Source organism: Microbacterium sp. Se5.02b, assembly GCF_019464375.1.
In the GTDB taxonomy this organism is placed as follows: domain Bacteria; phylum Actinomycetota; class Actinomycetes; order Actinomycetales; family Microbacteriaceae; genus Microbacterium.
Genome location: NZ_CP080491.1, coordinates 2178629 through 2192065 on the forward strand (window position 1 = coordinate 2178629; position 13437 = coordinate 2192065).

Sequence of the window (13437 nt, forward strand, 5' to 3'; positions counted from 1 at the left end):
CGGACGGCATCAGCCGGGTGCCTGCCCGTACGCGCTGAGCGAAACACGCCGCAAACCGGGCATGCACACAGGCACAGCATGGTTGTATTGACCAAATCCCCCGCGAAGCCGACACCCGAGGAGGCGCCGAGATGAATGCAACGACCGAACGTGACACCTCCACCGTCGAGTTCCGTCTGACGGCCATGGATCGCTGCGATTCCTGCGGCGCTCAGGCGTACATCGCCGCGGAGGTCAACGGATCCGAACTCCTGTTCTGCGCCCACCACGGACGCAAGTACGAAGAGAAGCTCCGCAGCGTCGCCACCAGCTGGCACGACGAGACCGCGCGTCTGATCGACACCCCCTGATCGCGAGGGCGCCGCTGGTCAGTCGATGACCACTCGGCGCACCCGCGACGTCAGTCTGGTGAGGATCTCTTCGCCGACCGTGTCGATGTGTTCGGCGAGAGCAGTCGCCGAACGCTCCCCCGAGGTTCCAGGGCCGAACAGCACGACCTCTTCTCCGACGCGAGCGCCGGTCCAGGCGTCCACCACGGACGATGTGCGGTTCACCCGCAGGAGGGTTCGCCCCCCGGCGGGCGTTCCGACGGTCACTCCGGCGAGCGTCGAGGGGAGACCGTCGAAGCTGCCGATGTCGATCGTCACCGCCTCCTCTCGCGTCTCGGTGACGGTGGCGACCAGCTGCGCGGCGGGCGTCACGCCGTCGAGGTCGGGCCCCTCGGCAGAGCGGATGCCGTAACAGAAGGCGCCGATCCGCGAGACCGTGCCCCTCAGCTCCGGACGCCACCACGATGCTGCTGAGGCGGTCAGGTGCAGAGCCGACGGCGCGGTGCCGGATTGCTCCGCGACACGGACCGCGTCGAGGAAGATCGCCTGCGCTTCGTCGTCCTCGGCATCGCTCGCCTCGGCGATGTGGCTCCACACGCCGACGAGCTCCACGAGGCCCGCTTGTTCCGCTGCGCGCGTCTCCGCGATCGCCGATGCCCAGTCCTCCGCCAGCACACCGTTGCGGTGCAGTCCCGTATCGATCTTGAGGTGAACGCGGGCACGCGCGCCGAGGACGGAGGCACGGGCGACGATCCGCCGCAGATACTCCACGGTCCCGACTCCGAGGTCGATGTCCTGCAGCAGCGCATCGTCGATCTCGGTGTCGGTCGAGGTGGCCCAGGCGAAGATCCTGGCTTCACCGCCGACGAGTTGACGGGTGACGATCCCGCCGCGGATGTCGTAGCTGCCGAACCAGTCGACGCCCACGCGCAGAGCGTTCTCGACCGCCCAGGCGAGCCCGTGTCCGTAGGCGTCGTCTTTCAGGACGATCATGAGGGCCGAAGGCGACACCCGTTCGCGCACGGCGACGATGTTGGCACGGAGGATGCTGCTGCGCAGTCGCAGCTCCGGACGCGTCACGCCTCCCACCCCCGCACCGCGTGGGCCCCCGAGACGGTGACGAGCTCCGAGGATTCCAAACCGGTGATCTCCGCCCATCGTGCGATTCCCGCGGCAACCGGACCCGTGCCGCCGAAGTAGGTGACCTCGTCTCCGACCGCGGCGTCGTCGCCCTGCAGGTCCACGACGCAGACATCCATCGCCACGCGCCCGATGATCGGATGTGCCGTTCCATCGACCTCGACATCGGCGCGGTTCCCGAGCGCTCGCACGATGCCTTGGGCATATCCTCCGGTCACGAGCGCGACGGTGGTGGCGACCTCGGCCCGGAACGTGTACCCATAGGAGACGGCGTCACCGGGGTGGAGCTTCTTGGTGGACATGACGCGGCCGGTCAGGCGCATCACGGGGCGCGTCGCGAGGGCTCCCGTCGCATCGGGCAGACCGTAGAGCAGCGTCGAATCGATGTCCGGCTCTGCCGACGTGACCCCGAGGATGCCTTCCAGGCGGAGCGCTTCGACTTCTCCGGGCGCATCGACGAGCACCTTCTCCGCGCCCGCCGCCGTGACGGCATGTGCCACAGCGAGGAGTCCGTGGCCCCACGCATCACGCCGGAGATCTGCCGTGCGACCTCCGGCGGCCACGGCGACGGAGGCCGCGGATGCCAGGGCCGACCGGGAGATCATCGCGAGCGGCAGGGCGCTGGAGGTCGTCTCACACACGTTCTCCAGCCTAGCTTCCGGCTCCCAGGTCGAGCGTCCGTGCCCCCGTAGACTGGTGAGGACCCCGACCCTGGAGCCTCATGTCTCGTCTTTCCCTCGCGCCCCGCATCCGCTACCTGCTGGGACGTGCCCGCCGCATCGATGTCGGATCGGTGGTGGAACGCGCCAAAGAGGCGTCCGAGCAGCACCACAAGGCGGTTCCCGCGATCGTCGTCGACATGCTGTGGTCTGCCGCGCGTCACAACGTCGGGTTCCAGGACTACATCGACTACGACTTCGCGATGCTGACGAAGGCCGAGCGCGAGACGTACATGACCCACCCGGTCTCCAACCAGCTCTCACAGCGGTACGACCACCCCGACTATCGCTGGATCTTCCAGGACAAGGTCGAGTTCGACAAGCAGTTCTCGCCGTTCCTGCGGCGCGAATGGCTGGTCGTGGAAGCGGGCAACGCCGATGCCGTCCGCGAGCTCACGCAGCGCCTCGGCACGATCGTCACCAAGGAACCGGTCGGCCAGGCGGGCACCGGCGTGCACCGCTACCACGCCGCCGACATCGATGACTGGGATGCTTTCCACCGTGGCCTCCTCGAGCGCGGCGAGCTCCTCATCGAAGAGGTGATCCGTCAGCACGACGCTCTCGCGGCCGTGTGCCCCGGGACCGTGAACACGACCAGGATCACCGCGTTCTTCGATGGCGAGAAGGCGCACATCCTCGCGATGGCCCAGAAGTTCGGCCGTGGCGCGGTGAGCGACCAGATGACCTTCGGCGGCTTCTACACCATGCTCGACGAGAACGGCCATGCGGTCGGCGCCGGGTACGACTCGCACGGCCATGTGCACGAGACGCACCCCGACTCGGGTTTCCGCATCGCGGACTTCCAACTGCCGTACATGGACCAGGTGCGCGCATTCATCGACGAGGTCGCCCGCGTCGTCCCCCAGGTGCAGTACGTCGGCTGGGACATCGTCGTATCCCCAGACGGCCCGGTGCTCGTGGAGGGCAACTGGGGCGCGGGCGTCTATGAGAACAAGCCGAGTGTCACGGGCATCCGCACCGGTCACAAGCCGCGCTATCGCGAGGTCATCGGCTTCTGAGGCCGCGAAGGCGAAAGGCCCCGGATGCCGAGCATCCGGGGCCTTCGTCATGACGGGAGTTCTCAGATCGCGCGGACGATGCCGAGCGGCGTGGACTCCAGGCCCTGGCCGAGCGGGTTGTCGCCGAGGATCTTGACGAGCCGATTCTCGCCGGCCTTGTCGAGTGTCGAACCGAGGATGTTGCCGCCCAGGTCGTTGATGTCGACGACGGCGACCTCCGCCTGGCCGCCGATGAGAGCCTTCACGCGGGCAGCGACGCCATCCGGATCCTTGGGCCCGAGCACGACAGCCTCGTTGTACGGAGGGATGGTGTGCTTGGTGGGACCGTCGATCGCCCTCGCCTTGTCGCCGGCGATGCGGTAGAAGTCACCGCGTCGGCCGAATGCCTTGGTCACCGCGGCCACGGCCGATGCGAACAGGATCCGCGGAGTGCCGCACTCCCGCAGCGCCATCTCCATCGTCTCCGGCATGCCGAGTCCGATGCCGTACGGCGTGCGGGTGACGTACTTCGACAGGAAGAGGGCGAGCTTGCGCGGCTTGATCTCGTCGAGGCGGTAGGAGCGGCCCTGCGTGATCGCCACGATCTTCTCGGTCACGAACAACAGGTCGCCCGGCTGTACCGCATCCTTCGCGTACTCGGTGATGATGGCATCGAGGTCGTCGTCCGGCATGACCACGCGGGTGCGCAGCGGGATGCGCGCATAGCTCTTTCCGTCGACGCTCGTCTCGAGCGCCTTGCCGTCGTTCGCCTGCATCACTCGAGGTAGTCCCGCAGCGACTGCGAACGGCTCGGGTGTCGCAGCTTCGCCATCGTCTTGGACTCGACCTGACGGATGCGCTCGCGCGTCACGCCGAACGTGTCGCCGATCTGGTCGAGCGTCTTCGGCTGACCGTCGCCGAGGCCGAAGCGCATGCGGATCACGCCGGCCTCGCGCTCCGACAGCGAGTCGAGCAGCTGCTCGAGCTGACGCTGCAGCATCGTGAAGCCCACGGCGTCTGCCGGGACGACGGCCTCGGTGTCCTCGATGAGGTCACCGAACTCGCTGTCTCCGTCTTCACCGAGCGGCGTGTGCAGCGAGATCGGCTCGCGGCCGTACTTCTGCACCTCGACGACCTTCTCCGGGGTCATGTCCAGCTCGCGGCTGAGCTCTTCCGGAGTGGGTTCGCGACCGAGGTCCTGCAGCATCTGCCGCTGCACGCGGGCGAGCTTGTTGATGACCTCGACCATGTGCACCGGGATGCGGATCGTGCGCGCCTGGTCGGCCATCGCGCGGGTGATCGCCTGACGGATCCACCAGGTGGCGTACGTCGAGAACTTGAAGCCCTTGGTGTAGTCGAACTTCTCGACGGCGCGGATGAGGCCGAGGTTGCCCTCCTGGATCAGGTCCAGGAACTGCATGCCGCGGCCCGTGTAGCGCTTGGCGAGCGAGACGACGAGACGCAGGTTCGCACCGAGCAGGTGGCTCTTCGCCCGCTGTCCGTCGCGCGCCACCCACTGCAGATCGAGACCGAGCTGGCTCGTCTTCTCCGCAGCCGACATCGCGGAGAGCTTCTCCTCGGCGAACAGTCCGGCCTCGATGCGCATCGCGAGCTCGACCTCTTCGGCCGCGTTCAGCAGTGCGACCTTGCCGATCTGCTTCAGGTAGTCCTTGACCGGATCGGCCGTGGCGCCGGTGATCTGCGTGGAGTAGACCGGGACGTCTTCGTCGTCGTTCGACGAGATGACGATGGCGCCGGTCGGCAGCGGCTCGGTGAACTTTGGCTTGGCGTCTTCGTCTTCGTCGTCCTCGACAGCAGCAGCTGCGGGAGCCTCGTCTTCTTCGACGACGTCCTCGGACTTCTTCTTCTTGACGGGGGCGCGCTTCGCGGCAGCACGCTTCGCCGCGCTCAGAGGCGCAGGCTTCTCTGGCGCATCGGTCTCGACCGGAGCGTCGGCGGTCGTCTCTTCGGCAGCCTTCTTCGTCCGGGTGTTCTTCGTCGTGGCAGGAGTCACGTTTCGCCTTTCACGGGGCTGCTGTGTAGCCCCGGGACATTTCGGACACTAGTAAGACCCTTGTCAAGTCCAGTGCTCGAAAACACTGATTGACAACGGGTCGGAGTCCTAGTATCGCACACGTGTGGCGATGCGGACGCATTCCGGCGAAGTTCTCTCCGATCGGAGTCAGCCGCGGCCCGGCTTGTCTTCGTCACCGGAAGGACGAGAGGCCAGATAGCGCTCCAACTCGGCCGCCAGTTCGTCTGCACTCGGCAGGTCCCGTTCGCTGAACCCGCCCTCGTCGTAGGTGTCGTCGTCCGGATTCCGCCCCGCCATGTACGCGTCATAGCGACGCTCGAGGTTGTGCACCATCTGCTGGAGCTCGTCGTTACCGGCGACCTGTTCGTCGACGCGCGCCAGATAGTCCTCTCGGCGTTCCTGTACGGCGTCGAGCATCAGCACGAGACCGGTCGACGCCATCAGACGCTCCGCCGCGGCGATCACAGCCTCCGGGTTCTCGGTCTCCGCCAGGTAATGCGGAACGAGCAGCACGAAGCCGACCGCGCGTTCTCCGCGCTCGACGAACCGGAACTCCAGCAGGTGCCCCGCCGTCGCAGGGACCTGGGTGCGCGGGCGCCACACCGAATGAGCGACCGTCAGCTCGCGACGGTTGCCGCTCACCGTCGTGCCGATCGGCCGGGTGTGCGGCACGGGCATGGCGATCGAGTGCACCCAGTGCAGACCGGACACCTCGAACTCCGCCGCGAGGTCGAGCACCGTGCTCGCGAAGCCGTTCCAGGCGAAGTCCGGCTCGTACCCGGCCAGAAGGAGGAACGGGCGTCCGAGGGCGTCCGTCGCGAGGGAGAGTTCGAGGCGCGGCGGACGGAACTCGGTGAGGTGGTCCTGATCGAACGCGATCACCGGGCGGCGGGCTCGATAGTCCAGGAGCGCGTCGTTGTCGAAGATGACGACCGGTTCCGGCGACGCCGTCTCGCGCAGATGATCGATCAGTCCGGACACGGCGCTGCCGGCGTCGGTGAAACCTGTCAGGAGAAGCACAAGGGGCAGGCCATGCGGCACCGTCGGCGCATTCGCGACGCGTTCGTGGATCTCACCGGAGAAGGGCATGACTCCATGCTACGAGCACGTCTCCGCGCCGGGCCCCGGCCCGTCTCGCTGAGAGCGAACACGCGGGCCGCGGGCGTACGTCCGCGCTCGGACGGTGATCCTAGGATGGAGGCATGACGCTTCCCGTGCTCTCGCACACCACCGATCAGTTCCCCGGAAGCGCTGCAGATGCCGCAGTGCTCGTCGTCTCGGCTCTTCCCGAGTCGGCGGAATCGCTCGCCTCGTACCCCGGCCTCGCCGACATGCTGGCCGGGATCGGCTTCACCGGCTCAGCCGGATCCTTCGCGCGGGTCCATCTTCCCGATGTCTCTCCGGTGCCTTTCGCCGTCGTGGGCGCCGGCGACACACCGGATGCCGGCGCGGTGCGCCGTGCGGCGGGTGCGGCCCTTCGCTCGCTCACCGGATTCGACCACATCGCGCTCGGCCTCGCCGACGGTCTCGAGACGTTCGCCGACGCGGCCGCGGAAGGCGCCGTGCTCGGCGGCCACCGCTTCGACGGCTACCGCTCCGAGAAGGGCAAGACGCGCGCGACCGCGGTCACGATCCACGCCGCGCTCACCGACGAAGGTGCTGCGCGCGCGCAGGTGATCGGCGACGCGGTGGGGCTCATCAGGACCTGGTGAACGTCCCAGCCGAGTGGCAGAGTCCGGCCCAGCTCGCGCAGAGCGCAGCCGAGAGTGTCGCCGACCTCGACGTCACCGTCGACATCCTCGATGAGAAGGCGCTCGCCGACCAGGGCTTCGGCGGCATCCTGGGTGTCGGCCAAGGCTCGGACCGGCCACCTCGACTCGTGCGCCTCGACTACTCCCCGCCGACGCCACGCGTCACATCGCTCTGGTCGGCAAGGGCATCACGTTCGACACCGGCGGGTTGTCGCTGAAGCCGGCGGCGTCGATGGTGGGCATGAAGTTCGACATGGCGGGAGCCGCGACCTCTCTCGCGGCCCTGCGAGCGATCGCGACGCTGGGTCTCCCCGTGCACGTGACCGCGTGGCTGTGCATCACCGACAACATGCCGTCCGGCCGCGCTCTGCGCCCTGGCGACGTCATCCGCATCCTGGACGGCACGACCGTGGAGGTCCAGAACACCGACGCCGAGGGCCGCCTCGTACTCGCGGACGGACTCGTGGCGGCGAGCCGCGAGCACCCTGACGTCATCATCGACGTCGCCACGCTCACCGGCGCGATCGTCGCGGCGCTCGGCCACCGGCATACGGGTGTCTTCGGCGACGACGACACGGTCGCGGAGTTCCTCGCCGCCGCTGAACAGGTGGATGAGCCTGCCTGGCACATGCCCCTCCCCGCCTACATGGAGGAGTCGCTCGAATCACCCATCGCCGATCTGCAGAACGCGAACATGGGAGATCGGATGGGCGGCGCGTCTTTCGCCGGGCTGTTCCTCCGCCGCTTCGTCGGTCGTACATCGGATGCCGACGACGCCCCCCGCATCCCCTGGGTGCATCTCGACATCGCGGGCTCCGGCGAGCACGCCGGCGCAGCGTACGGCTTCACTGAGAAGGGCCCAACGGGGGCGATGGTCCGATCGATCGTCGCCTTCGCCGACGCATCCCACACGGAGGCATGACACATGACAACCCACACCTTCGACATCGTCGTCCTGGGCGGCGGCAGCGGTGGCTACGCCGCTGCATTGCGCGCGAGTGAACTCGGCAAGTCCGTCGCCCTGATCGAGAAGGACAAGGTCGGCGGCACCTGCCTGCACCGCGGATGCATCCCCACCAAGGCGCTGCTGCACGCGGCCGAGGTCGCAGAGCACGTGCGCGACGCCGCATCGGTCGGCGTCACCGCGACGTTGGAGGGCATCGATCCCGCCGGAGTCCGCGCCTACCGCGAAGGGATCGTCGCCAAGAAGTTCAAGGGTCTCGAAGGGCTCGTCAAGGCGCGCGGCATCACGACCGTCGCCGGCCTCGGTCGGCTCAACCCCGACCGCAGCGTGAGTGTGGGTGACGACGTGTACGTCGGCGCCGACGTCGTGCTCGCGACCGGCTCTTACAGCCGTTCGCTCCCCGGGCTCGACATCGGCGGTCGGATCCTCACGAGCGAGCAGGCGCTGGCACTCGACGTCATCCCCGAACGCGTCCTCATCCTGGGTGGAGGCGTGATCGGCGTCGAGTTCGCCAGCGTGTGGCGGTCGTTCGGTTCAGAGGTGACGATCATCGAGGCCTTGCCGCACCTGGTTCCGAATGAGGACATCACCCTCAGCAAGGGGCTGGAGCGTGCGTTCCGTCGCCGCGGGATCCAGTACTCCCTCGGCATCCGGTTCCAGAGTGCTCGGCAGGATGACGCGTCCGTCACCGTCACGCTCGAGGACGGCAAGGAGTTCTCCGCCGACTACCTCCTGGTGGCCGTCGGACGCGGTCCGGTCACCGCCGATCTCGGTTTCGAGGAAGCCGGCGTGACTCTGGATCGCGGCTTCGTCACCGTGGACGAGGAGCTGCGCACCGGGGCGCCCGGCGTGTGGGCGGTCGGTGACATCGTTCCGGGACTCCAGCTCGCCCACCGCGGCTTCCAGCAGGGCATCGCCGTCGCTGAGCGCATCTCGGGCATGTCGCCCGCGAACATCCCCGACGCGCAGATCCCGAAGGTCACCTACTCGAGCCCCGAAGTCGCATCCGTCGGCCTCAGCGAGGCCGCGGCGGCGGAAGAGCATGGTGCGGACGCCATCGTCGCCTACGAGTACAACCTCGCAGGCAACGGGAAGAGTGAGATCATCGGGACGAGCGGTCTCGTGAAGGTCGTCCGTCTCAAGGACGGCCCGGTCGTGGGTGTCCATCTGCTCGGCGATCGGGTGGGAGAACTCATCACCGAAGGCCAGCTCGCCGTCGCCTGGGAGGCGCACCCGGAAGACATCGCCCCGCTGATCCACGCCCACCCGACCCAGAGCGAGGCACTCGGCGAAGCCTTCCTGGCACTGGCCGGCAAGCCCCTGCACGCCCTCTGAGCACCAACCGGTGCCCGAGTCACTAAGCTAGACAAGCGTCATACAACTTCCTGAAGGAGACTCAGTCATGAGCACATCCGTGGTCCTCCCCGCTCTCGGCGAGAGCGTCACAGAGGGTACGGTCACCCGTTGGCTCAAGCAGGTGGGAGACACCGTGCAGGCAGATGAGGGCCTGCTCGAGATCTCGACCGACAAGGTCGACACCGAGATCCCCTCCCCTGTCACCGGTGTGATCGAGGAGATCCTCGTGGCCGAGGACGAGACCGTCGAGGTCGGCGCCCTCCTCGCGCGCATCGGCGACGGCAGCGGAGCAGCTCCTGCTGCGGACGCTCCCGAAGCCGCTGCGCCCGCTGCCGAAGAAGCACCGGCCGAGGCCGCGCCCGCCGCCGAGGCTCCCGCGCCCGAGACGCCGGCCGCAGAGACGCCGGCACCCGAAGCAGCCCCGGCAGCACCGGCCGGAGACGCGACCGACATCGTGCTTCCCGAACTGGGCGAGAGCGTCACCGAAGGCACCGTCACCCGCTGGCTGAAGCAGGTCGGCGACACCGTCGCGGTGGACGAGGCTCTGCTGGAGATCTCGACCGACAAGGTCGACACCGAGATCCCGTCGCCGATCGCCGGTGTGCTGCAGGAGATCGTCGCCGCGGAGGATGAGACGGTCGCCGTCGGCGCCGTGCTCGCACGTGTCGGCTCGGGTGCCGCTCCTGCCGCCCCCGCCGAAGCGCCTGCTGCTCCCGCCGCGGAAGCGCCCGCTGCTCCGGCACCCGCCGCTGCTGCTCCGGCACCCGCCGCTGCTGCTCCGGCACCTGCAGCCGCTCCGCAACACCTGCAGCCGCTCCCGCGCCTGCCGAAACTCCGGCCGCACCGAAGCTCACGCTGCCGACCGAGAGCGACAACCTCTACGTCACGCCGCTGGTCCGCCGGCTGGCTGCCCAGCAGGGTGTGGATCTCGCCTCCGTCAAGGGCACCGGCGTGGGTGGCCGCATCCGCAAGGAAGACGTCCTCAAGGCTGCGGAGACCGCAGCGACCGCCCCCGCGGCTTCCGCTGCGGCTCCCGCTCCGCTGGAGGTCTCTCCGCTGCGCGGCACGACGCAGCCGATGTCGCGTCTGCGCAAGGTGCTCGCAAAGCGCGCCGTGGAGTCGATGCAGCAGACCGCTCAGCTCACGACAGTCGTCGAGGTCGACGTCACCGCCCTCTCGGAGTACCGCGACAGCGTGAAGGCGTCGTTCCTCGAGAAGACGGGCGACAAGCTCTCGTTCCTCCCGTTCTTCGCGCTCGCGACCGCCGAGGCTCTGCAGGCGTTCCCGATCGTGAACGCGACCGTCGACGGCGAGAACATCGTCTACCCGGCGAGCGAGAACGTCTCGATCGCGGTCGACACCGAGCGTGGCCTGCTCACGCCAGTTCTCCGGGATGCGGCCTCGAAGAACATCGCCGAGATCGCTCACGAGATCGCCGACCTCGCCGCGCGCACCCGCGACAACAAGCTGAAGCCCGACGAGCTCGCCGGTGGCACGTTCACCCTCACCAACACCGGTTCGCGCGGCGCGTTGTTCGACACGCCCGTCGTCTTCCTCCCGCAGTCCGCGATCCTCGGAACGGGCACCGTCGTCAAGCGTCCCGGTCTGGTGAAGGTCGGAGGTGCAGACGCCATCGCCATCCGGTCCTACGTGTATCTCGCCCTGTCGTATGATCACCGGATCATCGACGGTGCGGACGCCGCCCGCTTCCTCGGCGCGGTCAAGTCTCGACTCGAGTCGGCGCAGTTCGCCTCTCAGCTCGGCGCCTGACAGAGAATCATCCTGGCTGGTCCGCGACGTCATACACGTCGCGGACCAGCCATTTCTCATGTGCGCGGATGAGCACGACCATGAGTTGCTCGGCTGTGTCCGCATCCGCCTTCCCCTCCGCTGTCGGGTCGACGAGGAGTCGCACCACGGCGACATCTCCGTACTCGTCAACCAACTCGATTCCCGGCGAGGCATCGGCGGCCGCGCCGAGTGCGGCGACCACGCCTTCTGCCCCGGCCGCCACTCCCTCGGCGCAGGTCGCATCCCCCGAGCGCGACAATCTGCGATCGTCTCGAGCACGGCAACGGCCGCAACCTCGGGGCTGGGGTCGGTCGGCGACGAGACCGGGGGTGTCGGCACGGCGCCGGACTCGTCAGATCCGCCTTCTCCGAGGTCGCTCTGATCCGCCCGCGTATCGCCCGGGCGACGTGGCGTACCGGGGGCGTCCGGTCGCGTGTCCGCAACCGCATGGCGAGACCTGTCCTCGGGTGCGCCCTCCGCACCTCCGACCGGCCAGAGCATTCCGCCCACGAGCACGGCCGCAGCAGCCGTCCCCGCGATGATCATCGCCCGCCGCCGTCTACCACGCCGCATGTCAGCCGGGCTGGTTCCCGCCTTCTGAGGCGCTCGTCGCGGCCGCCACACAGACCTGAAGAGTTCCTCGGCGCGGGCGACGACCGCGGTGACACCAGCCTGCAGGCCGAGAGCGACCCGACCGAGGCCGCTTGTCGCCGTGTCGGCCTCGGATCTGCGTCGCAGCTCCGCGCGCGGTGAGGTCTGTCCGCGTGGCCTGAGGGCGTGAAGGACGTCACTCGGGGCTTCTGGCGCGTGCAGGCTGAGATCGAGGGGCTGCGGTGCGGCCACGTTCAACAGCTCGACCTCCCCGCCTCGAGCAGCTTCCGCGGAACCCGGGGCTGACCTGCCGAGCTCGCGAGTGCGCGCTCCACCACTCCCAGAGCACGCACCATGACCTTGTCGAAGCTGTGCTCCGACAGGCGGGCGACGACCGCCTCCGCTCCCGCGCGAGCGTCGGTCCCTGCACCGAAGACGAACACCGGTCGTCCACCATCGGTCAACCACCACTCGCCCCCGCTGGCCCCCTCGACGCCGATCTCGTCCAGCCCTCGCAGCATGCTGATCACGAGGGTGGTCGACTCTCCCGGCGTCAGCGGTGCGTCCGCAGCCACGCGGCGGACCACGAACGCCGATATCCGTTCCGTGCACCACGGGAGCAGCACGTCGTGTCCTCCCCTGCGGCGGATCACGTCGATCGGTGCCGCGATGTGCTCGGCACCGGCATAGCGCCAGCCGACCCAGCCGTCGAGTTCCTCGGCATCCCGGCGCACGGCAACCGCGCTCCCACACGTCACCAGTGACCCGGGGAAAGGCCCCTCCGCCGGGTCGAGCGTCCGGACCACGCGATGCGCTCTCGGAACGAGCGCCGTCTCCCCCGACTCCTCGGTCCTGATGTCTGCCATTCCTCCATCACAGCTCACCTGCCGGCGCGCGTTCTTCGTTCCTGGGCGATGTGCGTCGATATCGCTCGAAGTCCCGATGTGCAGGAGCAGTCCGCCCGCCCGCTCCGCTTCACGCGAACGTCGACATCACGCGGCCCGCGGACTCGGTAGGCTGGTCTCCATGGCAAAGCGTGCTCCTGAACCCGAAAAGCGTCCTGGGTTCTTCTCCCAGATCAAGTCCCTCTTCCGGTTCACCCGCGAGGCCTACCCGTGGCTTCCCTGGGCGCAGCTCGCGATCCTCCTCGGCGGCGTCCTGATCGGTCTGCTTGCCGGATACCTCATTCCGCCGTTCCAGATCTGGACGCTCATCCTGTGGGGCGTCACCGGGCTCATGCTGGGCATCCTCGGTGCGCTCTTCCTCATGACGCGCATGTCGACGTCGGCGATGTACACGAAGATCGACGGCATGCCCGGCGCCACCGGCCACGTGCTCAGCACGAGCCTCGGCCGTAGCTGGCAGGCGTCGGAGACTCCCGTCGGCATCAACCCCAAGACGCAGGAAGCCGTCTACCGCACGATCGGCCGTGGCGGCATCGTGGTGGTCGGCGAAGGTGCGCGTGGTCGACTCACCCGGCTGGTGAACGAAGAGCGCAGCAAGGCTCAGCGCGTCGCGCACGGCGTTCCCGTCACGGTCCTCTACGTGGGGCACGGCGACGATGAAGTCGCGATCGCCGACCTCGCGAAGACCATCAAGAAGCTCCCCAAGGCGATCGACAAGGCGACGATGGCCGCTGTCATCCGCCGCGTCGACTCGGTGTCGCAGTCGCTGTCGTCGCTGCCGATCCCGAAGGGGATCGATCCGACCAAGGTGCGCTCCCAGCGTCCACGCTGAGTCTCCGTACCGCAGAAGCACGCAGA

11 protein-coding genes and 2 pseudogenes are annotated in these 13437 nt (G+C 68.2%); 6 read left to right on the forward strand and 7 right to left on the reverse strand.

Translation table 11 applies throughout. The features are described from left to right. Nucleotides 1-131: 131 nt before the first annotated feature. Nucleotides 132-350, forward strand: a complete 219-nt coding sequence (locus tag K1X59_RS10795) for a hypothetical protein (protein ID WP_183150121.1) — start codon at nt 132-134, stop codon at nt 348-350. 18 nt (nt 351-368) lie between these two features. Here the strand turns inward: K1X59_RS10795 and K1X59_RS10800 are convergent, their stop codons facing one another. Together K1X59_RS10800 and K1X59_RS10805 are read right to left on the reverse strand one after the other, a co-directional pair. After that, a complete protein-coding gene (locus tag K1X59_RS10800; RefSeq protein ID WP_220173398.1) occupies nt 369-1409 on the reverse strand; it encodes an alanine racemase in 1041 nt (346 codons plus the stop codon). Then, nucleotides 1406-2110 (reverse strand): alanine racemase, encoded by a 705-nt coding sequence (locus tag K1X59_RS10805; RefSeq protein WP_244631895.1) that lies wholly within the window; start codon nt 2108-2110, stop codon nt 1406-1408. The genes K1X59_RS10800 and K1X59_RS10805 overlap by 4 nt, the downstream gene beginning before the upstream one ends. An 80-nt stretch (nt 2111-2190) precedes the next feature. Between K1X59_RS10805 and K1X59_RS10810 the strand changes: the two genes are divergently transcribed. Further along, nucleotides 2191-3207: a sugar-transfer associated ATP-grasp domain-containing protein gene (locus K1X59_RS10810; protein ID WP_183150122.1), complete on the forward strand. Its 1017-nt coding sequence runs from the start codon at nt 2191-2193 to the stop codon at nt 3205-3207. Nucleotides 3208-3269: 62 nt separating this feature from the next. Here K1X59_RS10810 and K1X59_RS10815 read toward each other — a convergent pair whose 3' ends face one another. The 3 genes from K1X59_RS10815 to K1X59_RS10825 form a co-directional block, all read right to left on the reverse strand. Beyond that, complete coding sequence (locus K1X59_RS10815; protein WP_183150123.1) at nt 3270-3962, reverse strand: coenzyme F420-0:L-glutamate ligase; 693 nt, start codon at nt 3960-3962, stop codon at nt 3270-3272. Then, nucleotides 3962-5200 carry an RNA polymerase sigma factor gene (locus K1X59_RS10820; protein ID WP_244631897.1) on the reverse strand — a complete coding sequence of 413 codons (1239 nt, stop codon included), beginning with the start codon at nt 5198-5200 and terminating at the stop codon, nt 3962-3964. Before K1X59_RS10820 ends, K1X59_RS10815 begins: the two co-directional genes overlap by 1 nt. A gap of 168 nt (nt 5201-5368) precedes the next feature. Continuing rightward, on the reverse strand, nt 5369-6310 hold the full coding sequence (locus K1X59_RS10825; protein WP_183150124.1) for a proteasome assembly chaperone family protein: 942 nt from the start codon (nt 6308-6310) through the stop codon (nt 5369-5371). A 113-nt stretch (nt 6311-6423) separates the two neighbouring features. On the opposite strand from K1X59_RS10825, the pseudogene K1X59_RS10830 reads away from it, so the two are divergent. The 3 genes and pseudogenes from K1X59_RS10830 (at nt 6424) to sucB (ending at nt 11062) form a co-directional block, all read left to right on the forward strand. Then, a pseudogene (locus K1X59_RS10830) lies at nt 6424-7894 on the forward strand (leucyl aminopeptidase). Between the two features lie 3 nt (nt 7895-7897). Then, a complete protein-coding gene (gene lpdA, locus K1X59_RS10835; RefSeq protein WP_183150125.1) occupies nt 7898-9271 on the forward strand; it encodes a dihydrolipoyl dehydrogenase in 1374 nt (457 codons plus the stop codon). A 67-nt stretch (nt 9272-9338) separates the two neighbouring features. Next, a pseudogene (gene sucB / locus K1X59_RS10840) lies at nt 9339-11062 on the forward strand (2-oxoglutarate dehydrogenase, E2 component, dihydrolipoamide succinyltransferase). A gap of 7 nt (nt 11063-11069) precedes the next feature. Here sucB and K1X59_RS10845 read toward each other — a convergent pair. Continuing rightward, nucleotides 11070-11342: a hypothetical protein gene (locus tag K1X59_RS10845; RefSeq protein ID WP_220174230.1), complete on the reverse strand. Its 273-nt coding sequence runs from the start codon at nt 11340-11342 to the stop codon at nt 11070-11072. A 586-nt stretch (nt 11343-11928) separates the two neighbouring features. Further along, complete coding sequence (locus K1X59_RS10850; protein WP_183150126.1) at nt 11929-12540, reverse strand: hypothetical protein; 612 nt, start codon at nt 12538-12540, stop codon at nt 11929-11931. Nucleotides 12541-12700: 160 nt separating this feature from the next. Between K1X59_RS10850 and K1X59_RS10855 the strand changes: the two genes are divergently transcribed. Continuing rightward, nucleotides 12701-13411 carry a DUF4191 domain-containing protein gene (locus tag K1X59_RS10855; protein ID WP_183150127.1) on the forward strand — a complete coding sequence of 237 codons (711 nt, stop codon included), beginning with the start codon at nt 12701-12703 and terminating at the stop codon, nt 13409-13411. The last annotated feature ends 26 nt before the right edge of the window (nt 13412-13437 follow it).

Coding starts and splice junctions, on each gene's coding strand:
- K1X59_RS10795 (WP_183150121.1), top strand. CDS start 132: ATGAATGCAACGACCGAACGTGACACCTCCACCGTCGAGTTCCGTCTG.
- K1X59_RS10810 (WP_183150122.1), top strand. CDS start 2,191: ATGTCTCGTCTTTCCCTCGCGCCCCGCATCCGCTACCTGCTGGGACGT.
- K1X59_RS10815 (WP_183150123.1), bottom strand. CDS start 3,962: ATGCAGGCGAACGACGGCAAGGCGCTCGAGACGAGCGTCGACGGAAAG.
- K1X59_RS10825 (WP_183150124.1), bottom strand. CDS start 6,310: ATGCCCTTCTCCGGTGAGATCCACGAACGCGTCGCGAATGCGCCGACG.
- lpdA (WP_183150125.1), top strand. CDS start 7,898: ATGACAACCCACACCTTCGACATCGTCGTCCTGGGCGGCGGCAGCGGT.
- K1X59_RS10850 (WP_183150126.1), bottom strand. CDS start 12,540: ATGGCAGACATCAGGACCGAGGAGTCGGGGGAGACGGCGCTCGTTCCG.
- K1X59_RS10855 (WP_183150127.1), top strand. CDS start 12,701: ATGGCAAAGCGTGCTCCTGAACCCGAAAAGCGTCCTGGGTTCTTCTCC.